Origin of the sequence: Corallococcus sp. AS-1-12, assembly GCF_020036995.1 — a bacterium.
In the GTDB taxonomy this organism is placed as follows: Bacteria; Myxococcota; Myxococcia; order Myxococcales; family Myxococcaceae; genus Corallococcus.
Window position 1 is genome coordinate 78,596 of record NZ_JAIQDD010000016.1, and the last position, 22,628, is coordinate 101,223.

14 protein-coding genes and 1 tRNA gene are annotated in these 22,628 nt (G+C 68.8%); 6 read left to right on the forward strand and 9 right to left on the reverse strand.

Translation table 11 applies throughout. The features are described 5' to 3' along the window. The first annotated feature begins 68 nt into the window (after positions 1–68). The 6 genes from K8556_RS23785 (at position 69) to K8556_RS23810 (ending at position 6,755) form a co-directional block, all read left to right on the forward strand. Positions 69–2,948, forward strand: a complete 2,880-nt coding sequence (locus K8556_RS23785; protein ID WP_223742366.1) for an N-acetylmuramoyl-L-alanine amidase — start codon at positions 69–71, stop codon at positions 2,946–2,948. A gap of 97 nt (positions 2,949–3,045) precedes the next feature. After that, positions 3,046–4,059, forward strand: a complete 1,014-nt coding sequence (gene gap, locus K8556_RS23790) for a type I glyceraldehyde-3-phosphate dehydrogenase (RefSeq protein WP_223742367.1) — start codon at positions 3,046–3,048, stop codon at positions 4,057–4,059. Between the two features lie 51 nt (positions 4,060–4,110). Continuing rightward, positions 4,111–5,304, forward strand: coding sequence for a phosphoglycerate kinase (gene pgk / locus K8556_RS23795; RefSeq protein WP_223742368.1), 1,194 nt, complete (start codon positions 4,111–4,113; stop codon positions 5,302–5,304). Between the two features lie 36 nt (positions 5,305–5,340). Continuing rightward, positions 5,341–6,102 (forward strand): triose-phosphate isomerase, encoded by a 762-nt coding sequence (gene tpiA, locus K8556_RS23800; protein ID WP_171422625.1) that lies wholly within the window; start codon positions 5,341–5,343, stop codon positions 6,100–6,102. 84 nt (positions 6,103–6,186) lie between these two features. Further along, positions 6,187–6,588, forward strand: coding sequence for a preprotein translocase subunit SecG (gene secG, locus K8556_RS23805; RefSeq protein ID WP_223742369.1), 402 nt, complete (start codon positions 6,187–6,189; stop codon positions 6,586–6,588). An 85-nt stretch (positions 6,589–6,673) separates the two neighbouring features. Further along, positions 6,674–6,755 (forward strand) — tRNA-Leu (locus K8556_RS23810). Positions 6,756–7,100: 345 nt separating this feature from the next. On the opposite strand, the gene K8556_RS23815 is transcribed toward K8556_RS23810, so the two are convergent. From K8556_RS23815 to K8556_RS23855, 9 genes are all read right to left on the reverse strand, one after another. Beyond that, the gene (locus K8556_RS23815; RefSeq protein WP_223742370.1) at positions 7,101–7,580 is read right to left on the reverse strand and encodes a Mov34/MPN/PAD-1 family protein; all 480 of its coding nucleotides are present in this window, start codon (positions 7,578–7,580) and stop codon (positions 7,101–7,103) included. Between the two features lie 32 nt (positions 7,581–7,612). After that, complete coding sequence (locus K8556_RS23820) at positions 7,613–9,358, reverse strand: ThiF family adenylyltransferase (protein ID WP_223742371.1); 1,746 nt, start codon at positions 9,356–9,358, stop codon at positions 7,613–7,615. A 4-nt stretch (positions 9,359–9,362) separates the two neighbouring features. Continuing rightward, complete coding sequence (locus K8556_RS23825) at positions 9,363–10,451, reverse strand: cyclic GMP-AMP synthase DncV-like nucleotidyltransferase (RefSeq protein WP_223742372.1); 1,089 nt, start codon at positions 10,449–10,451, stop codon at positions 9,363–9,365. Further along, the gene (locus K8556_RS23830; RefSeq protein WP_223742373.1) at positions 10,444–12,309 is read right to left on the reverse strand and encodes an SAVED domain-containing protein; all 1,866 of its coding nucleotides are present in this window, start codon (positions 12,307–12,309) and stop codon (positions 10,444–10,446) included. Before K8556_RS23830 ends, K8556_RS23825 begins: the two co-directional genes overlap by 8 nt. Positions 12,310–12,498: 189 nt before the next feature. After that, entirely contained in the window at positions 12,499–13,917 is a 1,419-nt protein-coding gene (locus K8556_RS23835; protein ID WP_223742374.1) for a hypothetical protein, read from the reverse strand. A gap of 7 nt (positions 13,918–13,924) precedes the next feature. After that, positions 13,925–14,581 (reverse strand): hypothetical protein, encoded by a 657-nt coding sequence (locus K8556_RS23840; protein ID WP_223742375.1) that lies wholly within the window; start codon positions 14,579–14,581, stop codon positions 13,925–13,927. Between the two features lie 83 nt (positions 14,582–14,664). Then, positions 14,665–17,628: a CHAT domain-containing protein gene (locus K8556_RS23845; protein WP_223742376.1), complete on the reverse strand. Its 2,964-nt coding sequence runs from the start codon at positions 17,626–17,628 to the stop codon at positions 14,665–14,667. Further along, positions 17,628–18,158, reverse strand: a complete 531-nt coding sequence (locus tag K8556_RS23850) for an RNA polymerase sigma factor (protein ID WP_223742377.1) — start codon at positions 18,156–18,158, stop codon at positions 17,628–17,630. The genes K8556_RS23845 and K8556_RS23850 overlap by 1 nt, the downstream gene beginning before the upstream one ends. Before the next feature lie 504 nt (positions 18,159–18,662). Continuing rightward, positions 18,663–22,589, reverse strand: a complete 3,927-nt coding sequence (locus K8556_RS23855) for a Dyp-type peroxidase (protein ID WP_223742378.1) — start codon at positions 22,587–22,589, stop codon at positions 18,663–18,665. Between the last annotated feature and the right edge of the window lie 39 nt (positions 22,590–22,628).

Genomic DNA, 22,628 nt, shown 5'->3' on the forward strand with positions numbered 1-22,628 from the left:
GGGTGGGCAGGCTAGCACCCACGGGTCCGATTGAAGCGGGGGAGTGAACAGGTAAGGTCGGTCGCGTGATGCGAACGTCCCTTCCGTCCTGGTCGCGCTCGCTGGCGCTGACCCTGCTGTGCACCTCCGTCCTCGCCCGCGCGCAGGGCACCCCCGAAGCCTTCGAAGGCGACGACCTGGGGCTGGAGCCGCCGGGTGTTCAATACCTGCCAGCTCCGGCGCCCCGGCCGCACGAGCAGCGCCGCCTGTCGCCGGACGCGCCCGCCGTGGTGCGGCGTGAGACGCGGGCCGCGAAGTCCAACGTGAAGGCCGCGGGCGTGCCGCAGACGCGGCGGGGACAGGGCGCGCTGTCCGGCAAGGTCATCTACCTGAGCCCGGGCCACGGCTTCTACCGGGACAACGGCCTGAAGCGCTGGGCCACGCAGCGGCCCAACACCTGGGGCGTGGTGGAGGACTTCATCTCCGCGGAGGTGGTGTCGCAGGAGCTGCAGCCCCTGCTGATGGCGGCGGGCGCCACGGTGGTGTCCGTGCGTGAGACGGACCTGAACCCGCTGCTCGCCACCGTGGACAACGGCGGCACGGGCTACGTGGAGGAAGGGGACGCCGCGCGCTTCCACGCCTCCACGCAGAAGGGCTGGGCGCCTCCGCCCGTGCCCATGGGCAACGGCGTGGAGCCCTTCACGCTGGGCACCACGCGCACGCTGGACACGGCGGCCACCTCCACCGCGAAGGCGACGTGGACGCCGGACGTGCCGGCGGACGCGGCCTACAACGTCTATGTCTCCTACGGCTCCGACCCCACGCGCGCGACGGACGCGCACTACGTGGTGAAGCACGCGGGCGGGGAGAGCCACTTCCGGGTGAACCAGCAGCGCCACGGCGGGACGTGGGTGCTGCTGGGGCGCTTCTACTTCAAGGCGGGCCAGCACCCGGAGTCCGGCGCGGTGGTGCTGGAGAACGACTCGGCGCAGGGCGCGGGCGCCACGCTGTCCGTGGACGCGGTGCGGCTGGGCGGCGGACGGGGCCTGCTGGGCGACGCGGCGCAGGGGCCGCTCTTGCGCCCGCGCTTCGAGGAGAGCGGGCGCTACCACGTGCAGTACAGCGGGGCACCGTTCAGCGTGTACGCGCCGTCAGGGGCCAACGCGCTCTCCAACGAGCGCAACGCGGACGTGACGTCCCGGCCGCGCTTCGCCGCGTGGCTGCATGAAGAGGGCGAGGACGCCGTCTACGTCGCGTGGCACTCCAACGCGGGCTCGTCCGGCACGGTGCGGGGGACGGAGGCCTACGTCTACGGGCCGAACCCGGTGGACGGCACGCTCAACTTCACCGGCGTGAAGGGCGGCGACGTGCTGGGGCGCGCGCTCCTGTCCCAGCTCGAGACGGACCTGAAGCGCGAGGTGGATCCGAACTGGCGGGTGCGCGGCCTGCGCTCGGCGAACCTGGGCGAGGTGAACCCCACGCACAACCCGGAGATGCCCAGCGTGCTCCTGGAGATGGCGTACCACGACAACACGGCGGACGCGGCGAGCCTCAAGGAGGCCCGCTTCCGCCACGTGGCCGCGCGCTCCATCGTGCAGGGGCTCATCAAGTACTTCGCGACCCGCGACGGCGCGGCCGTGCACCTGCCGCCGGAGACGCCGGGAGCGGTGGTGGCGCGCAACGCGACGCCCGGCGCGGTGGAGGTGAAGTGGAGCGCGCCCCCGCAGGTCGCGTCGGAGGAGGGGCGGGACGCCCCCACGGCCTACCGGCTCTATCAGAGCGCGGACGGCTTCGGCTGGGACGAGGGCACGGAGGTCCAGAGCACGTCGGCCACCGTCACGCTGTCGCCCGGCACGCTGCGCTACTTCCGGGTGGCGGCGGTGAACGCGGGCGGCGAGTCCTTCCCGTCCGCCACGGTGGGCGTGAGGGTGGGGGACACCGCGCCGGTGCTGCTGGTCAACGCTTACGAGCGGCTGGACGCCACGGTGGCGTGTGGCGAGGAGCTGGAGACGCCGTATGACCTGGAGGCCCCGCTGCGCGTCTACCTGGAGGCGATGAACGACGGCAGCTACCTGCGCCGGCACGGCGCGGCGTTCGCTGGGGCGGCGGTGGCCTTCGACAGCGCGACGGGCAACGCGGTGGCGGCGGGGCTGGTGTCGCCCACGGGCTACCGGCTGGTGGACTGGTCCACCGGGCGCGGCGGCGTGGGGGGCGCGGGCCTGACGCGGACGGAGCAGGACGCCCTGCGCGCGTTCGTCACCGGGGGCGGGAACCTGATGCTGTCGGGCAGCCGCACGGTGTTCACGCTTTCGCAGGGCAGCGCGGAGGACAAGGCCTTCCTCGCGGACATCCTCCGGGCCTCGTTCGGGGTGGGCTCGGCCCTCAACCGGGTGGAGGGCTTCGCGGGCGGCATCTTCGCGGACCTGCCGGCCACGCCGCTGGACGACGGGACGCTCGGGGCCTACCCGGTCGGGGTGACGGACATCCTGCTGCCCTCGAGCGGCGCCGCCGACGTGCTCCGCTACCCCAACACCGGCCTGGGCGCGGCGGTCCTGTCCGGGACGGCGCCCGCGGGCCAGGTGCTGGTGCTGGGCTTCCCGTTCGAGGGCCTTGCGTCCAATCGTGAGCGCTCGCGGCTGGTGGGCGCGTTCCTGGTGCGTTCGGGAATCGTCGCCCAGGCGCCGGCCCTGCCCGAGGCGGACGCGGTGCCCGCGGTCAGCCCCCGGCCGCTGTCGTCCTGCGTGGCGGTGCGGGAGGTGGATCCGCATCCGCCCGTGCAGCCGCCGCCGCCACCGCCGCCGCCGGAACCGACGGTCGTCCCGGCGCTCCCCAACGACTATTCCCCCAAGGGGGACAGCGGCTGCGGGTGCGGGGCGGGGGCGGGAACGGCCTCCGGGCTCTGGCTGTTGGTCGGGGTGATTGTTCAGCTCCGGCGTGCACGCGCGAAAGCGGCCCACGCGAAGCGTTGACTCGGCGGGGGCGCCTGCCTACGGTCGCCCGCCTTCTTTACGAGATTCATGACGGTGGGCCGCGAAGGCCCACTCCTTCAAGGAGACGGAAAACACCATGGCCATCAAGCTCGCCATCAACGGCTTCGGTCGTATCGGTCGCTGCATCCTGCGCGCCGCGCTCAGCCGCAAGGAAGACCTCGAGATCGTCGCCATCAACGACCTCGACAAGCCGGCGGCGCTGGCCCACCTGTTCAAGTACGACTCCGTGCACCGCACGTGGCCGGGCGAGGTCTCGCACACGGACAAGGGCATCGTGGTGAACGGCAAGGAGATCGCCGTCACCGCGGAGAAGGACCCGTCCGCGCTGCCCTGGAAGAACATGAACGTGGACGTGGTGATGGAGTGCACCGGCCGCTTCACGGCCCGTGACGCCGCCGCCAAGCACCTGGCCGCGGGCGCCAAGAAGGTCATCATCTCCGCGCCGGCCAAGGGCCCGGACCTGACCATCGCGTACGGCATCAACCACAACGAGTACGACCCGGCCAAGCACCACATCGTGTCCAACGCCTCGTGCACCACCAACTGCCTGGCGCCCATCGCCAAGGTGCTGGTGGACAACTTCGGCATCGAGAAGGGCCTGATGACGACGGTGCACAGCTACACCAACGACCAGCGCATCCTGGACCTCACCCACGACGACATGCGCCGCGCCCGCGCCGCCGCGCTGTCCATGATCCCCACCAGCACCGGCGCCGCGAAGGCCATCGGTGAGGTGCTCCCGTCGCTCAAGGGCAAGATGCACGGCCTGTCCGTCCGCGTCCCCACCCCGAACGTGTCCCTGGTGGACCTGACGGTGAACACCTCCAAGAAGGTCACCGCCGAAGAGGTCATCGCCGCGATGAAGGCCGCCGCCAACGGCCCGCTCAAGGGCGTGCTGGAGTTCAGCGACGCGCAGACGGTGTCCGTGGACTACAACGGCAACCCGCACTCGGCCATCTTCGACGCGACCAACTGCTACGTGATGGGCGACAACCTGCTCAAGGTCATGGCCTGGTACGACAACGAGTGGGGCTTCTCCAACCGCATGGTCGACACGGCGAAGTTTCTCGTGTCCAAGGGCGTGGCGTAGCGCCTCCCCGTCACATCAGGCCGACCGAGACAGGCACAAGGGACACCCAAGATGATCCGCTACATCGATGACCTGCAGTTGACCGGCAAGCGCGTCTTCATCCGCGTGGACTTCAACGTCCCGCTGGAGGGGCGCCGCGTCACCGACGACACCCGCATCCGCGAAGCGCTCCCCACCATCCGGCGCGCGCTGGAGATGGGCGGCAAGGTCATCCTGGCGTCCCACCTCGGCCGGCCCAAGGGGGCGGACCCCAAGCTGTCCACGGTGCTCGTCGCGGAGAAGCTGGCGGAGCTGCTGGGCGGCAAGCACGAGGTCATCCACGCGGACGACTGCGTGGGTGACAACGTGAAGAAGCAGGTGAACGACCTGAAGGCGGGGCAGGTGCTCCTCCTGGAGAACCTGCGCTTCCACAAGGAGGAGGAGGCGAACGACGAGGCCTTCGCGCGCGAGCTGGCGGCGCTGGCGGACGTCTACGTCAACGACGCGTTCGGCACGGCGCACCGCGCGCACGCGTCCACGGCCGGCATGGTGCCCTTCGTGAAGGAGAAGGCCGCCGGCCTCCTGATGCGCAAGGAGATCGAGTACCTGGGCGACAAGGTCCTGCGCAATCCGCAGAAGCCCTTCGTGGCCATCCTGGGCGGCTCCAAGGTGAGCGACAAGATCAAGGTCATCGAGAGCCTGCTGCCCAAGGTGGACGCGCTGCTCGTGGGCGGCGCCATGGCGTACACCTTCCTGAAGGCGCAGGGCATTGAGGTGGGCAAGAGCCGGGTGGAGGAGGGCGACAAGCTGGCGCTGGCGGCGAAGCTGCTGGACACGGCCAAGCGCCTGAAGACGCCGCTGGTGCTGCCCATCGACCACATCGTCTGCGCGGATCCGGACGGCAAGGGCCCGGTGCGGGAGACGCCGGATCAGGTGGTGCCGGCGGACATGATGGGCCTGGACATCGGCCCCAAGACGCGCGCGATGTACACGCAGCGCATCCGCGACGCGAAGACGGTGGTGTGGAACGGCCCCATGGGCCGCTTCGAGGTCGACAAGTTCGCGGAGGGCACGCGCTCGGTGGCCGCGGCGATGGCCATCAACAAGGACGCCGTCACGGTGATTGGCGGCGGCGACAGCGCGGCGGCGGTGGAGCAGATGGGCTACGCGGACAAGATGAGCCACGTGTCCACGGGCGGCGGCGCGTCGCTGGAGTTCCTGGAGGGCCAGCCGCTGCCTGGCATCAAGGCGCTGGAGACGAAGTAGGGCACCCACGCGGTACGCACCGGGGGAGACACCTCGATGGCTCGTCGGAAGATCGTCGCTGGCAACTGGAAGATGAACAAGACGGTGCCGGAAGCGCTGGCGCTGGTGCGGGAGCTTCGCGGCGCGGTGGCGGCGCTGGGCGACAAGGTGGAGGTGGCCATCGCGCCTCCGTTCGTGGCGTTGCAGCCGCTGCACGTCGCGCTGGAGGGGGCGCCCCTCCAGTTGGCGGCGCAGAACTGCCACTGGGAGTCCTCGGGCGCCTTCACGGGCGAAATCAGCGCGCCGATGCTGGCGGAGCTGGGGTGTGCCTACGTCATTGTCGGGCACTCGGAGCGCCGGCAGTTCTTCGGTGAGACGGACGCCACGGTGAACAAGCGGGCGAAGGCGGTGAAGGCCGCCGGGATGACGCCCATCGTCTGCGTGGGCGAGACGCTGGCCGAGCGCGAGTCGAACCAGACGCTCACGGTGGTGGAGCGCCAGGTGCGGGGCGCGCTGGAGGGCTTCTCCGGGGCGGACGTGGCGACGTTCGTGCTGGCGTACGAGCCGGTGTGGGCGATTGGCACGGGCCGGACGGCGACGACGGCGCAGGCGCAGGAGGTCCACGCGGCCATCCGGGGCCTGCTGACCCGGATGTACGACGAGGGGACGGCCGAGCGGGTGCGCATCCAGTACGGCGGCAGCGTGAAGCCGGACAACGCGGCGGAATTGCTGGGTCAGCCGGACGTGGACGGGGCGCTCGTGGGGGGAGCGAGCCTCAAGGCGGCGGACTTCGTGGCCATCGTCAAGGCGGCTGGCTGAGGCCGGTCTCCCCGTTAGAAGTTGTCACCCGTTGACCACTTTGTGTAGGTTGCGCCCTCTTTTCACGGAGCGTTGGGAACACCCATGCTGACCTTCTTCACGATCGTGCACGTCCTGCTCTGCGTGTTCATGATCTTCGTCATCTTGCTGCAGCCGGGGAAGGACGCCGGCATGGGTTCCGCCCTCGGTGGCGGCGCCGCGACGAGCGCCTTCGGTGGCCGCGGCGCGGTGACCTTCTTGAGCAAGCTGACGGGCGTCTGCGCCGGCTTGTTCTTCCTGACCTCGCTGGGCCTGTCGTTCGTGGGCCTGCGCGGCTCGGTGGCCGCGGGAGGCTCCGTGGCGACGCCGCCGGCGAAGACGGCCCCGGCGACCCCGGGAGCCACGACGCCGGCGCCTGCTGCTCCGGGAGCGGTGGAGCAGGAGCGTTCCGCGACGCCGCCGGCGGAGGGCCAGCAGGCTCCCGCGCCGACGACGCCTGCGCCGTAGTCGTCAGGAAGCATCGGATTCACGCGACCGTTGAAATGGTTGTTGCGTGAATCCACGGGGTCCGGTACATGGACCCCGCCGAAACGCCCAGGTGGTGGAACTGGTAGACACACCATCTTGAGGGGGTGGCGCCGAAAGGTGTGCGGGTTCGAATCCCGCCCTGGGCACTCCGAACAAGAGCCTCCGAGTCGAAAGACTCGGGGGCTCTTGTCGTTTCAGGCTGGGTGCTCGCTTGGCCAGGTGCCCCCAGCGTGCCCCTCGGGCGCATATCAAGAGTGCGCGCCGTGTCGTTCTGCGCCCTCTGGCCATCCATCCGCGCGTGGGCGCAGAGCAACCGGCAGCCAGCGGCCAGTGCTGCAGGAGCAGCGAATGCGTCCGTTCAGCCGACCCGGCGCGAGCCATTGCCCGGCCTCTGACGTCCTCCCAGTGCCACCCCCTCGCTGGTGGAGTGATGAAACGAATCTGCGTCAGCCGTGTCTTCGAGAAGGTCTCCAGCGGCCTGAAGGATGTGATCAAGAAGCAGGTGTGCCGCCTCTGGAGGACTCCTCAGGTACCGGGTTCAGCGGGACGATGATCCGCGGCTGGCGGAAGCCCTCCCAGGCGCGGACCACGTCGATGCCGACGATGAGGAAGAAGAGGGACTCGCCGTCGAAGCGGTCCTCATCCAGACGGCGGCACCAGTCCAGCACATCGATGCGGGATGGAACCGGAAGCGGCTCCGGGTGCGTGTGCCACTCGCCGAGGTACTGACACGTTCCTCCGGACTCGCTCCAGCGCGCGTCAATGACCTGCTGGTGCCGCTCCTGGGCTCGGTAAAAGGTGGTGCGGGTCCGGCGGTCTCCCTCCAGGGGGGTGGTCACCTCGTCAATGACCACGTCCGCACTGCCCAGGATGCGGCGGCCGAGCAGCACACCGCCGGCCTCCGCGCGCTGGAACCCTGACTGCCTGAAGCGGAGCAGGTCCGTGAGCGCCGCCGCGTCGATCTTCACCACGGCACCGCCCGCGCGGCGGAACAGGCGCCCACTCATGAGGTGGGGCCAGGCGCGCAGATGAGGCAGTCGTCGCGCCTGTAGTCGAGCCAGGTGGCTTCCAGCTTGTCCGGTTCCTGCTCATAGCGCGGCGTGACAGTGAACCCTTTCTGCCGGAACTGGCGGGCATCTCCCTTCCAGGACAGCAGCGGCGCTTCATGGGCCTCCTGCCGGAGCGCTCGCAGCGCCAGCCGCGTGGCCAACTCGGCGGTGCGTTGTGCATCAAGGTCCGCGAAGGGCATGAACCGGCTTCCACAGCCGAGTACGTCCTGCGTGTACGTGCCTCTTGGGTCGGCGAAGGCCGCGCGGTTTCCCAGGTCGCGGTCGTAGAGGCACTCCAGACAGCCGCGTTGCCTTGCGTCCTTGCCTCGCACGTGGGTCAGAAGGGCATGCCCGCCCAGGCCGTAGGGCTCCAGCCAGGTGAAAAGGGCGGGTGGGTGCTCGGCATTCGACCAGGCCCACTCGTTCAGATGGAGTTCGAGGGTGGGCTGGCCCAGCGCTGCAATCACCAGGTCGTGGCCACGGACGATGCCTGGCTCGTCCTGGAGGAGCTTTTCGAGCCAGCCGGCTATCGGCTGCACGGAGACATAGGGGGTGCGGCTCTCGATTTCCTTCTTGAGCCCGGTGACCTTGAGCGTGGAAGGCCAGCGCATTCCACACACGTGCCGGAAGGTATTCTCCGGCATGAAGAGGTCTGGATCCACGAGCGTGAGTCCACCCACACCTGCTCGTGCGAGGGCGAGCGCGATGTGGCCTCCGACGGAGCCACAGCCCGCGATGAGCACACGGCGCTCCCGGAGCCCGTGCTCCGCGCCGCCCCTGGGGAGCAGGTAGTCCGGGTCCCTCCGCATCAGCGCGATAGGCTCGACCTGCGCGCCGGTACGGTCTTGCAGCAAGGGGTGGCCGTGCTCCAGCCCCTTGAGGTGGACGCCAACCACGGCCCGCTCTCCCTGCGGCCTCTTCAAGCCCAGCACCACCAGGTGCTCGCTCACGTCGAAGCGACGGAGCAGACCGGCCAGGGCACCCTGAATTCCGTCGGGCATTCGTCGTACGTACTTGCGGAGGCCCTCGGGCGTCGTGAGCTCTTTCGGCAGGAAGGAAGGATTGCCGTCACCAGGAGACAGCGGCAGGTAGAGGGCCTTCTTGGCGATCAGGCCTCCGGCCCTCCTGTCTGGCAATGAGTGTGCATAGGAGTCGGCATCATCTGCCAACGCCTGCAACTCCGTTCCCCGGTACAGGGCGGAGATGAAGCGCGGACGGTTGTCCGCAGTGACAGTGCAGTCGATACGGTGTCCGCTGGAAATGCCGAACCAATAGGCTTGGATTTCCCGGAGGAACTCCCCGCCACGGTCCCCCCGGAGCATGTCGCGGAGCAGGGCGCGGACTCGCTCAATCGACTCATGCAGGATGGCGTCGGGTCGGCGCCTGTCGAGCAAGCCCACATCCGACGCGAAGCACACCTCATCGTCATTGGTGAAGTGTGGCAGGGCGGCCTCCGAGTCTGTTTTCTCCACGGAGACGATGGGAAGGCACAGGGGAAACTCCCAAGGCAGACGGACGCGGAGCCAGAAGGTCTGCCCCTCCACGGTCATCTTCCCCGTGCACGTCGCCTCGGTGCGGGTGCCCGACCACTTTTCGGGGAGACAGATCGGCCGGCCGCAGTCCTCCAGCAGCCCGCTGTGGGCAAGCTGCTGGAGCACCCGGATGTGCATTTCCTGCTGGGCGATGATCGCGGCGGACATGCGTTCAGGCCGAGGTGGCGGCGGAGATGATGGCCGGCGAGGCCTTGCTCCCCGTGCTCGACTTGTCGGGGATAGGGAACTCTGGGCCGAACTGGTCACGCATCAGCTTGCAGGCGTCGACGGGATCCGGCTGCTGCATCACCTTGTCGAGCTGGTCACGGAGCTGGATGAGCCGATCTCGGAACGTCGTCATCTGCCCGTCCGTCATCTTCACGAAGATGTCCTTCCAGGGCGCGACGGGCACCTTCACCTCGAGTCGGTAGAGCGGCGTCCCGTCTTGCTTCGACCCCACGTGATGAAACGCATTCACCAGCTTCGCGACGAAGCCCCGCATCGCCGTCAGGTCATCGGGCTTCCTCCTGGCGGCAAAAGCGTCACTGGTGATGATATTCGGCTGGAACCACTGGCCCGCGGCCACCGTGAGCCCGATGCCCGATGGCGCGTTCTGGCCATCCGTCTTGAACTTCTCCGTCCTCCACCGCTTCAGCGCACGAATCACCCGCAGGAACTGCTCCTGCTCCCGGTCCTTGAAGCGCTGCTCCACCCACAGCGCGAGGCCCTCCGGGGCCGACTCCTCCCAGTACCGATCCTTGTCGCCCGAGCCGACCTTTCCCTTGGCGATGTAGCGGCGCTTCGTGGCGCTCTTGGGGTCATCGTAGGTGTAGACGGCGAGGTCGACGTGGAAGGCCTGCTCGCCGTCGCGCTTGTATTTGATGGTGACGCAGGATTTCCGGACCTCGGTGCCGAGGTCCGTGTGGTCCTCCAGGGCGTCTGCCACCAGGGCTTTGAGCGTGACGGGGTTGGGGTAGTCCGCCTTGGCGGCGTTGAACGTCAGCCCCACGTCGATGTCATAGTCCTGCCCCTCGGCCGGATGGATGCCCGTGCCCATCTCGTAGCTGCCTTGGTTGATGAACGCGAAGAAGGGGATGTCCATGCCCTCTTCGTCGTCTTCGCCCTCGCGCATCAGCTCGAAGCGCTCACGGAGCTTGTTCAGGATGATGTCTCGCTTCTCGATGAGTTCCTTGTTCTCCTTCAAGCGCTTGAGGCGGATCTTGTCGTCAAACTGCTCAAGGTATGTCTGGATGTCAGCCATGGTTGGCATTGCTCCCTTGGGAGGGTGAAGGGAAGATGGTGATGCTCGGCTGCTTCGGGTCGGCTGCCTTGGCTGCCTTGAGGCTCAGGCACCACTTGTACCGGGGCGCGTCGTCGGCGTTGTAGTTGTAGGCAAAGCACTCGGGCAGCCCGGTGTAGGCGAGGGCCCGACCGAGGTGGAACGCGATGCTCACGGGCACGGCGGCAAAGACATGAATGCTGGTGAACTCCGGCTTGCCACCGATGTTCCGGTCGATGATCTGGCGAATGGTCTGGGCGTACTCCAGCAACTGCGCCTCCCTCCTCACGACGCCTCGCTCGGGTGCACTCAGATGGAAGTGCAGGTCCAGCCGGATGTCGGAGTCCGGGAGCACCTGTGCGCAGTCCTCGGGCCTGACCTCGTTGGAGATGGACACCCTCACCCGGGCCGCGGAACCTGTCTCGCCGTGTCGGGTCACCACCTCCAGCGGCGGGTGAGCCGCCACCGTGTCCGTCTGCCAGGTGAAGCGCTGCCGCGTCCGATCGTGTTCGAGCACGTGGACCGGGCGCGAGTCGGCGAGGTAGCCCGCGAGCATGGCCAGCGGGACATAGGGAAACCCGTAGTAGAGAATCTCGGTGTCGCGCTCGGCGAAGGCGGTCCGGAGCACCCCATCCGTTGCGGCGAGCCGAGCCACCTCCGGTTCCAGGTTCTCCCATCGGCGCTCGCCGATGGCCTGGTGCTGGTCGATGAGGATTTTCGGCCGGACGTGGCGATGGGCGAAGAGCTCCGGTGCGTCCGCTTCCGTCGGCGTCACGTGGGTCTGCTTGAGCGACTCGTGACAGATGAGGACCAGGTCACCTCGTGCCGCCGGGGTGGTGGGAATCGCGGGGAGGGCGCTGAATGGCGTGAGCGCGGCCGGGCTGTCGGCGGGCGCGTAGAACTGCAGGGAGAGCCAGTCGCTCGAACTGGAGTGCTCCCGCTGCAACTTTTTTCGCGCACTCGAGAGGGCTGTACACAAGTCCTCTTGTTGAACGAGCAAGCTCTGGTAGATCGCCTTTGTCAGCGTGGTGGAGCCCGCGCAGGTCAGCGGCATCCGCGAGGCGATGACCGCCGGGACTCCTTGGACATGGAACATCCGGGCAATGCTTCCCAGGGGATGCGCGGGCATGCCGGAGTCCCCGCCCTGGCAGGCGCACAAGGTGACGAGCCGCAGGGGACTGTCGTGGCGGGATGAGAAGAGCAGGCTGGCCAGTTGCCACTGGTCCACGCGCTCTGGCTCACCGCCCTCTTCGGACGGGTCGAAGACGAGCCCATAGGCGCCGTCGTCCACCTTGGACCCGTGACAGAGCAGGTGCAATGCCGTCACGGGACGAGCTGTCTCCGACAGTTTCTCTGCGAGGCGCCGTGGAGATACGCGCTCAAGGACGTCCTCCTCTTCGATGAAAGGAAATTGAGCAGCGGCACAAGCAGCGCGGATCTCATCGAGGTGGCCGTCCATGGGCACTCCACCACCTGCATCCGACCAGGCGAAGAGGATGCGCCCCTGGGTCGAGGCAACCGGCTTCCGGACGGGCCTGTCCTTGCACTCATACCGGAGCAGGCAGTTCTCCACTCCCACCAGGGGTGGCCCCTTGAAGCCCGTGGGCAGCAACTCCCAGGGCAGGTAGTACAGTTCGTCGGCGTTGTTGGAGCAGACGGTGATGTGGACCGGCTGTCGGCTTTTGAGCGCGTATTGAATCTTGTCTTCCGCGCGAAGCCATTCCGCCGGTTGGATGAAGCCTCGCAGGGCTTCCGACAGCCGCTTGAAGTTGCGCGACTCGGGGGTTGCCCGCAGCAGCGCCCTCAACTCCTCTCGGAGCTTGGGCCAGCGAAGTTCCACGGGCGCGCTCCTCCCATGGGTGCAGCGCGCCAGATACTGTTGTCTCTTCCATGGAAAGGGATACAGCGTCTCCGGTGACTGCGTTCCACAGAGCTCCAGCGTGATTTCCAGGGGGGCTTGGTTGGGAGGCATGTGTGCTTTCCGGTGTCGTGAGGCCGGTGCGAAGACAGACGCGCTCGGAGAAGTTTGTTACCTCATGCCCCCATGCTTCAGCGGGAGCCGGACGGCCGGGTCTCCCAGCAGCACATGGCTGGCGAGGTCGTGGTACAGCATCCACAGGTTCGCCCTCGCGGCAGGGGATGCGCTGTACTGCCGGCCGGCGGTGAGCGCGACCTTCTCCTGGTGGTAGCTCGACGTCAGCGAGGCACTCGTCTCGTTGGCGAACCGGAGCAGGCTCGACAGCGCCGCGCCGGCCCGCCTCCCGCTGGCGAGGGCCTTGATGACGCCCAGGAAGCGCTCGTGGCGGCTCCGCCCCTGATCGTTGAAGCTCAAGCTCCACGCCAGGTCCACATGACCCACCACCGCCAGGGGCCCCTCTGGATTGGCCAGCGCGGCCTGGGGAAGGGCGGCGATGAACGGGCGCTCTCCGGGCCGAGGCAGAAGGCGCGTGACGCGCCCGGCTCCGTCCCGGTGGAGGTCTCCCAGCCATGGCGCATAGGCGCTCAGCGCGGGCGTGCCCCCGCTGAAGCAGGCGAAGCAGAACCACAGGCCTCCCGGCAAGAAGGGCCGCGCCGTGACCTCCGCCGCGGTGAGCCGCTCATGGCCCGGCAGCAGGAGCGCTCCCTGCAAGGCGCGCTGGTCTTCCGCCGACAGCCAGCCACCCTCGCGCATGCCCAGCCCGTGGCTGACCGAGAGCAGCACGGCCGGTTCCGCTCCGGCGGCATGGGCGAGGAACCGGCCGATGCTGGACCCCTCCGCGGTACCGTCGTCCGCCAGGCTTCGGGGTGGCTCGACCGGGAGCGCACCCGTGCGCTGGTTCCGTATGCAAGTGGCAAGGCATGGCTCCACCAGCTTCCGGTAGCCCAGTTCCGTCGCGTCCGTGCCGTCGCGCGAGGTGTAGAAGAGCAGGCGGGCCCGGTCCGCGGGTGAGGGCGCTTCCGCCCGGTGCAGCACCTTGGCGACGTATGCGCGGTAGCCCTCCTCATTGGCAAACGCCAGCCGCCCCACCAGCGCATCGGTGGCCAGCACCTGCTGCAACTCCAGCGACACCTCGTCCAGGTCTCCCAGCACCAGCAGGTAGCGGGGCCGGTCCTGCTCCTCCACCTGCTCGCTGCCCAGCACCCGCGCCTTCCATCGGTGCGCCTCCTCCCAGTCCATTCCGGGAGTGACGGCATAGGTCCGCGCTGGGGCGCCCCCCTGCTCCTGCTGGCGCAGCTCCCGCAGCGGCTCGATGAGTTCCAGGAGCCGCTCTCCCGCGGGCGTCGCCGGGTACACGACACCCCAACGCTGCGCACGCAAGTCATCCAGGTCTCCCAGCGCGTCCCACAGACGTTTGGGTTTGGGATTGGACTGCGTGAGCGGGGATGAATGCAGTGCCGATTCGTCGAGCCCCGGGTGGAGCACGGGTCGGCACGTATCGGCATGAGCCAACAGGAGTTCGAAGGTCATGGCGGCCTCAGCGCGGGGGAGTGTCGAGGACGGGCTCGAGGTAGAGGTGAAGCACGTCCTTTGGCAGCGGAGGCCAGGCGTGCAACTCCACGCGGGCCCCTTCATTCACCGCCTGCGCGATGAGCGCCCCGAGCGCCCCCTGCACCATGCCCTTCTTCGAGAACACCACCGTGTCAGTGCCCGTGATGACTCCGAGCGCAAGGAACTCCGAAGCGTCCTTCACCGGGATGATGAAGATGCTTCGCCGGACTGCTTCACCCGGCGTCCACAGCGGCGTGCCCGGCCTCGGCTCATAGGTGTCCACGCTGGACCGCACCATGCCTCGCACCGGTGTGCCCGTTGGGTTCTCCACCTCATGGCCTTCCCACGGCGGGTTGGAGGCGTACTCCTTGACGAGCCAGTCCGGCAGCGGCGGCCAGTCATAAAGTTCCACCTTCGCGCCGTCCCGAGCCATGCGCTCGATGAAGGGCCCCAGGTGCTGCTCCACCCGGCCCCGGGCCACGAAGCAGGGCTCTGACGGAACGAGCGCTCCGAAGGCCACGAACTCCGAGGGCGGTGAGACTGGCATGAGGTAGACGCGTCGCGTGGTCGCGTCTCCTCCCGTCCAGATGGGGTCCTCCGTGGAGAACTCGAGGTCGTTGAACGGTAGGTCTGGTTTGTCCAAGGCTGGCTCCCTTTCCTGCGGGCGCAGGTGCTGAAAATTCACCCGCGCTCAAGGACGCCCTTGGACCGTTTTGTTACCTCACTTCATTCAAACAACAGGATGGTGTCGAGCCAGTCCCGGGTGCGTCCTTCCCGACGCCATGCCTCCCGCTCGTCACGGAGCGCCACCGCGGGAGGCAGGCCGGAGCGCATGTGTTCACGCACCCGGTTGAAGAAGACATTCACTTCCTTGTCGAGCAGCTTCTCCGTTGACGCCAGGACCCCTCGAGCGCCCGCCGCGAGCAGCTCGGCGGGAAGGCTGAGCGGCTCATGCACCGCATAGGTGGTATGCGCCGCCTTGCACGCCGCCAGAACCACGAAGGGCGCCCGCTTCAAGGAGGCTTGACGCACTCGCGGGCCGCGCAGTTCCGGGCCGCCCACATCGGGAGCCAGCACAAGGTAGGAGGCACTGGAGTGGGGCGTGATTTCCCCATGCGTCACCAGGTCCACCTCGGTGGCGTCCTCCATGGCGGCGAGCACACGGGCCGGTGTCGCCTGGGCGCCAGAGAGCAACACCTGTTCCTCGTCCACGCCGAACCCGGGCGTCCAGGCGTTGAGTCGTTCCAGCTCGCGGTCCTTCGGCAACTGCACCTCGGAGACCACGAGGTGGCGCGGGCGGCCCGGAGGCGGAGGCGGGCGTTCCCCACCGCGCGTCAGGTAGCTCCAGGCGAACTCCGAAGGCAGCAGGCCCGCGCGGCCATGGAGGGGGGGCCGTGCGAGCACCTCTACCTGACGGCAGCCGCGCAGCGGCGTCAGCACCGTCTCCGGCACCAGCCCGTCGACTCGCTGTTTCAGGGGCTGGCGCCGGGACGCGTCGAAATACCCCGTCAGTGCGCCTCGTGCATCCAGGACGAGCAGGAGCGTGCGCTCGGAATCCACGGTGGCCGCCAGCAGGCACTCGGAGGGGAGAGGGGAGCCTCTTTCCCGCTCCAGCAGCTTCAACGCCTCGGCATGGGCGCCACGTTGGCCCGCCTCGAAGAGGAGCGAGGTGAAGCTGTAGGCGCGCACCCGCCGCGCGGTGGGATTGCCCTCCTGCGCGGGACCCTCCACCTGCTGGAGGAGGTCGCCCAGCAGCGCGCGTCCTCGCCCCGGGTCTCGCTCGATGACGAAGCGCCCCATCGCGTGTCTGGCCACCCAGGGGTTGCTCGTCTTGGGGGCCTCATCCAGCACCCGTTGGAGGTGGCTCTCATCTCCGGGCGCGCTCTTGAGCCGCGCGAGATCAGCGAGCGTGAAGGCACCGCTCGGGGAGAGGGCCAGGCCGGTGGCCAGCGCCGCGTCCAGCTCCCGCCGCGCCTCGTCCACGCGCAGCTCGTGCCACGCCACGTCCGCAAGGTGCTGGTGCAGGCGGCGCTGGAGGTCGGGGTCCTCCGCGTCCCGTGCCAGCACCTCTCCGTAGTAGGCCCGTGCCAGCGAGCCGTCGTTCACCATGCGGGCCACCTGCGCCAGGTTCTGGAGCAGGGCCCGCTCCAGGAACCACTCGCCTCCCCGGCGTGCCAGCGTCAGCCCTTCCTCCGCGTACGCCCGCGCCTCTTCCAGCCGGTGCAGGTGGGTGGAGTAGGTGGACAGGTCGATGCGGAGCTGAGTGCAGCGGTAGTCCAGGCCCGGCGTGTGGCACAGGGGCAACGCCCCCGCCAGCGTCCGGAGCGCGCGCTCGGCGTGCTCCCCGGCCCGCTCCGTGCCTGCGGGGGGGCTCTCCTGCTGAGCCTGAGCCCAGTCCTTCTGCGCCCGGAACCAGGCCGCCGTCAGGACGAACCAGGGGTCCCTGCTCGCCGTGGCCTTTGCCTCGAAGAGCTCCAGGTGCTCGGGGACCGCGCCCATGAGGACCAGCGTACCCAGTAGCAGGTCGTCCTCTCCGGACGCGCGAACCTGGGCGAGGAGCTGTTCCTGCTGGGACCGGGACAGCCGCCCCTGGAGCAGCTTTTTGTAGTCCCGGGCCAGCGGGCCCCGGCGCTTGAAGTCCGCCCGGGCGACCCGCTCCACATAGTCTTGGAGCACCCGGCCTCCGGCCCGTGCATCCAGCTTGCGGGCCAGGGGCTCCAGGTTGCTGACGCGCTCGGGGCTGGGGGCCGTGCGGACGGCGTCATAGAAATAGAGCCGGGCGCTCGGCCGCAGGTGGAAGTCGCTGGGAATGGACGAGACGGGCACGTCGAGCAGGGATGTGCCCAGCTCCTTCAGGGCCTCCGCCCCCCTCCTGTCCGGTATCGCGCGGCGCAGCTCGACCACCTTCCCGGCGGCTTCGTCCGCCCAGCCGGGCTCCCGCAGGCTGGCGATCTCGGCGAAGACCTGGGCTGCCATTCCCGGCAGTTGTAGCTCTCGAAGCGCCAAGCCCCGGTTCCACAGGGCCTGGGGCATGCGCGGGCGCCCCGTCAGGGCCGCGTCGGCGGCGTGGAGGGCCGCGATGAAGTCCCCCTGCTCAAGCAGGATGGCGGCCCGGTCGGATTCCCGCTCGGGGGAGGGCGCAAGCTTGTCCAGCGCCTCCAGGGCCCGCTTCGCCGCGTCGCGGCCGTTGTGGAGGACGTCGGTGATGGCCAGCTTCTGGAAGTCCTGGGTCCGCTCCAGCGCGCTCAGCGCCTCGTATGACGCGCCGCTGGTGGAGGCCTGTGGCTCTCCGGACATGTAGGTGCCGGCGAGAGGCCGGTACTGGTCCAGCTCGCGAAGGCTGAATCGCTGTTCCAGCCGGCGCTCGGGCCCCTGCGCCAGGAGGTCGTCCGCCCCCTGCGCGGGGCCGGGGCGCTGCCGCACGGCCAGCACGGCCAGCAGCACCCCCAGAAGCGCGGCGGTGGCCCAGGCGGCGGGACGCCTCCACGGGGCGGGAAGCGGAGCGGATCCCGAGGGGCGCTCGCCGACGAGTCTGATGTGCTCGCTGGCCTGGTACCTGAACTGAATCAGGTTGGGGATTGCGTGCTGGCACCCCGCGCAGTCCGGCAGGTGCTGACGGAAGACCTCGGCCTCGGCGGGCGGGAGTTCCCCGTCGACGAACAACTCGACATTGTCACAGGGGCGCGCCATCAGTTCACCTTGTCGTTGGTGCGCAGCAGCTTGCCCAACTGCACGCGGATGTCATGCAGGCGCTTGGAGACGGTCCCCACCTGGATACCGAGCGCGCTGGCAATCTCCCGGTACTTCTTGCCCTTGCCATACAGCTCGAACGTGGCCTGCTTTTCAGGGCTCAGTTGGGAGACGGCCCGGGCGAGCTGCTCGGGAGGGACGTTGAACTCGGACGCCACGCCTTGCTCCGGCGCCAGCCCGACCCGCTCCGCCAAGACCGGATCGCTGGCGTGCTGCTTCCGGACCTGCTGCTTGCGGCACTGGCTGTAGAAGAGGTGGGAGAGGGTGTTGGTGAGCCAGGAGACGCAGGTGCTCCGCTCAGGGAGTGGTTCGCGGTCCTCGAACGCCTTGACGAAGCGCAGGAGCGTCTCCTGCACCAGGTCTTCCGCGTCGGTCTCGTTCCTACACAGCTTCAGTGCCTGGCCCATCAGCCAGCCGCGGTGCTGCATGGCGAGCTCTCCCAGGCGATGCCCGCGGCTTGCAATGCTCATAGCTGGTGGGCGCCCCTCCCGGCGCCGTGCCTCGGGCTCCACAATAGGGAGAGGCGGCGTGTCGGCGCGAGGGGGAGGAGAAAGGGACTCCAGGTCTGGGAGAGCATCGGGTGGGGACATGGCACGGTCCTGCCCCCCCAGACGCGGAGCAGCCGGTTTGTTACCTCCTCCGGCCGGATTTTGTGTGGGATGAGGGCTCGTTCCGGCAGGAAGCCCTCGCACACCATGCCCGCCCCGAGGCCCGGGGGCTGCTGCGCCTGATGCCGGGGGGGATTCACGCGACGTGCGGCGGCCGCGGCGAGCGCGTGCTTCCGCGCGGAGCGCCCGAAGATGCACATGTACGTCAACGGTATGCTGCCGGAGGACGCGCGGGCCCCCGAACTCGTCCTGTACGACTTCCTCACGCGGTTGTACCGCTCGCGCTTCGGCCCGGATCTGAGACAGGCGCATCCGCCCCACGGAGGGAGATTCGAATCTCCTCCGGGGGCTCGTGTCGTTTCAGGATCAGCGCTCCACGTCAGGCGTGCTGAGCGGCCGGCGCTGGTGCTGTGCCTGGTGGCCCGGGAACATGGCGACGAAGAACTCCGACCAGCCGCCCATGCGCACCCGGAGCACGTCGTACTTCTCCGGGTCCTTCGACGCGTGCTCGAAGGTCTCCGGGTTGGCGCAGGTGATGGTCAGGATGTTCGAGCCCTGGCCCCGGGCGAACGCTTGCAGCACGCGCTCCAGCGAGCCCACGGGGAAGTCCTCGCGGATGTTGAAGTCCGTGGGCGCTCCGCTCGTGAAGCCCTCGGCTCCCGCTCCGGTGTAGCCGGACAGCGCTCGCACGAAGCCCTCCTCCTGATGATCCACCGGCTGATCCGCGATGCTCGGCGACGGGCTCAGGTCCGAGGCCAGCGTCTCCCCGAGTCTCCGCCCGTCCGCGGAGGCTCCGCAGGTCGCTCCGAACTCCAGGTAGTTCTCGAAGGTGCCCGCGCCGGGCTGAACCTGGAACCCGCCGAACGGCTTCTCCGGCGTCCCGAACCGCTTCGCCAGGTCCACCATCTTCTGGGCCGTGGGCTCGGCGGGCTCCGTGAAGACGCGCACCACCGTCTCCGCTACGCGCTGGATGAAGGCGTTGCCGAAGCGGTCCACCTCCTCGTTGCCTCGGCCGTAGCGGGGCTGGGCCAGCGCCACCTGACGCAGGTCCCGGAAGCGCTGCGCCTTGGCCTCGATGCGCGCGGGGCCCGCGAAGGTGCTGATGAAGGGCTCGTCCATCTTGTAGCCCCAGTCGCACAGCAGCGCCTCCACCAGCTCCGGCAGGGACGTCACCGCCGTGTCCTGCTCGAACACCATCTTCCGGATGGCGTACAGCGAGTTGATGACCGTGGAGAGGGCCGTGATGCACGGGGCCACCATGTTGTAGCGGGCACCCCCCCCGTACAGGTCCAACCCCTTGTCGATGCAGTCGTCCACGAACACCGACAGCAATGGCGACGGGCACACGGCGCTCATGGTTCCGAAGACGCCCACCAGGCCGTCCGCCTGCTTCGCGTACATCCAGCTCAGGTGCTGGAAGAACAGATCCTGGAGCTGCTCGAAGGACTGGATGGCCGAGGGCGGCGGCGACGTGAAGGACACGCGCTGGCCCCGGAAGTACATGGGGCCCGCCGTGCTCCAGCTCTTGCCCTGATTGAGCGCGGCCTCCAGCGGCGACAGCGCCGTCATGCCTCCCAGCGTGAACCAGTTCTGTCCCACGATCTGCGGCTCGTAGCAGCCGTCGCAGGCGTAGTCCCGCGCCGCCTGGAGCACCACCTCGCTGCTCCACGCGCGGCCGGCCTTCTCGGCGACAGGCGTGGCCGCGGTGGGCTGCGTGCCCTGGCCCACGCCGTCACCGCTGTGCAGCAGCCCGGGGATGATCTTCTCGTCGCTGAGCAGGATGGGGTGCGCGCCGCCGCTGAGGATGGCCAGCGCCGCCTCGTGCAGGTACTCGGGCGGGATGTCCTTGCGCACGCGCAATGACAGGCACGGCGCGTTGAGCGGCAGCCTCCGGGCCGCGCGCAGGCAGAGCAGGGTGACGCGGTTGTACGCGGGCCGGCCCTCTCCGGGCGTCTCGTCCGCGACCGTCCCTCCCACCGTCACCTGCTGGATCCACTGGTTGTTCGCGGCGCCCTGCGGGTAGTTGCCGCTCATCCCGCCCATGGCCAGGTTGCCGAAGGGCTGGTGGTCCTCCACGAACTGGCGGTTGAGCAGCACCTTCTCCCCCAGCTTCACCCAGAAGCAGTCGATGATCTCCTGCGCCTGCTCGTCGTCCAGCACGCCCGCCGCCACGTCGCGCTCGTAGAAGGGGAAGAGCATCTGATCCAACCGGCCCACCGCCGTGGGCTCGCCAATCAGGTGCAGGCCCGCGTGCAGCGTGAAGAGGAGCTGCGCGGCCTCGAGCATCGTCTGGGGCCGCTCCGTCGCCAGCCGCTGCATCCGCTCCTGGATCTTCAGCAGGTTGTCGCGCTCCGCGTGCTGCCCCAGGGACAGCTCCGCGGCCATCTTGCCCGCGAGCGCCGCGTAGGCCAGGCAGTGGTCTCGCACGCCCTCCAATGACAGCACGACGCCCCGGTAGAACTGACGTTTGCCTTCATCCTGGGTGGCGTCGTGCCGCGCCTGCACGTCCGCCATCAGCCCTCCCAGGCCCCGGTCCAGGGCGCGCTGGAAGCCCGGCACCAGGTGGCCCACGCCCGACGCGGAGCTCAGCCCCGCGAAGAAGTTGCCCAGCTCCTCGTCCTTGCGCGCGTAGTCAATGACATACCGCCCCTGGCCGAGCCCCAGGTTGGGCATGGCCCCAACGATGAGCTCCACCGGGTGGATGCGATAGGTGTCCGCGCCGTTGTACCAGTTGCCCTGCGCGTCCTGACGGCGCCCCCGGAAGCCATACGCGTCGCTGGCGAAGACCTGGCCCAGGCTGACCTTGATGGCCCAGCCCATGCGCTCCACCACGGAGAGCCCCATCACCTCGCGGGCCTTCGCGGGGCCGTACTGGCGCGCCACGTAGGCGCACAGGTGCTCCAGCTCCTGCTGCGACCGGTTGACGTACCAGTTGTCCTGCCAGCGGGAGAAGGCGTCCGACAGCAATTGCAGCACCCGGTTGGACGGGGGCTGGTGCGTCCGGCGCTTGTCCCCGGACATCGTCGCCATCTGGAACAGGTAGTTCTTGTGGTTGTAATGCATGTACCCGTTCGACGAGGCCACGTCGAAGTGCCGGTCCAGCCGGCTCCAGTCCACGCCGGGGAAGCGCTTCCAGTCCTGCTGCTCGGCGCTCTGGAGCTTCACGGGCTCCAGCCCCAGGTCCGCCTGGCTGGGGATGTAATAGAAGCCGCCCAGGTTGGAGCGGACCTCGGAGAGCAGCCGGTCCCGCATGAAGCCGCGCTGGTCGCCAATCTGCTGGTTCATGACCGCTTCGAGCGCGCGGACGCTCCGGGCGTAGCCCGCGAAGTAGATGCCCGCCTCGTCACGGAGGCTGGCCCCCTTGGCGCGCAGCTCCGTGTTGTGCACCGTGTTCGCCTGCCCGAAGGGCAGTCCCAGCCGGAGCACCTGCAGCGTGTTGCCCTGGGCGTCCTGCACGCGGGCGCTCTTGATGTGGCTGCGCTGGTCCTGGCTGGGGATGAGGATGTCCTCGGTGGTGCGCCCCACCAGGTCCTCCACCTGCTGGGGGCTCATGTCCAGCAGGTGCTCCCAGTTGATCTCGAAGCGCTGCGCGAGCACGAACGAGGCGCCCAGGTGCGCGGGGTCCTCGAAGCCGACCAGCGTCTGCTCCTGGATGGAGACCGGGTCGGACGGGTTGTTGAGGTTCTCCGAGAAGCGGCAGCCCAGCACCTTGCCGCCGCGCTTGTCGGGGCGCGTGGACTTGGTGGCCGCCTTCTGGTGGTCACTCGGTCCGGAGCGCACGCAGCGCGCCTGGTCCTGCAGCCGCGCGTGGATGAAGTCGAAGACCGCGTCGCAGTGGGACTCCTCGTCGGACTTGATGTGGAACCACAGGTCGCCCTGCGAGTCGACGAACGTCCCGTTCGAGCGGGAGAACACGCTGGAGCGCCAGTCCGGCGAGGACTCCTCCGGGAAGGCCAGCTTCATGCCTTCGGGCAGGTCGGTCCCGTCCTCGGCGCACCACTCCTGCCAGAGCCGGAAGCCCACTCCGACGATGGCCGTGGTGTTGGCGCTCCCGTAGCGGGTGTGGATCTCCTCGCGCACGTCCCGCATCAGCTTCTGGAGGAGCGCGCGGGTCAGCGGCTCGCCGGTGCCTTCCGGCGTGCGCCAGAACGTCGCGAACACGGCGTAGGGCGAGGGGTAGACCAGACCTCGCTGGACCAGCGACCACAGCTCATGGCTGAGCTGGTTTCCCTGGTGCGTGGACAAGGACTTCGCGGAATGGTGCTCGGATGCAAGGACTGACGGCGTGCGCATTCGACGTCTCCAAGGCTGGGCGAGAGAAGGGCTGTCTGG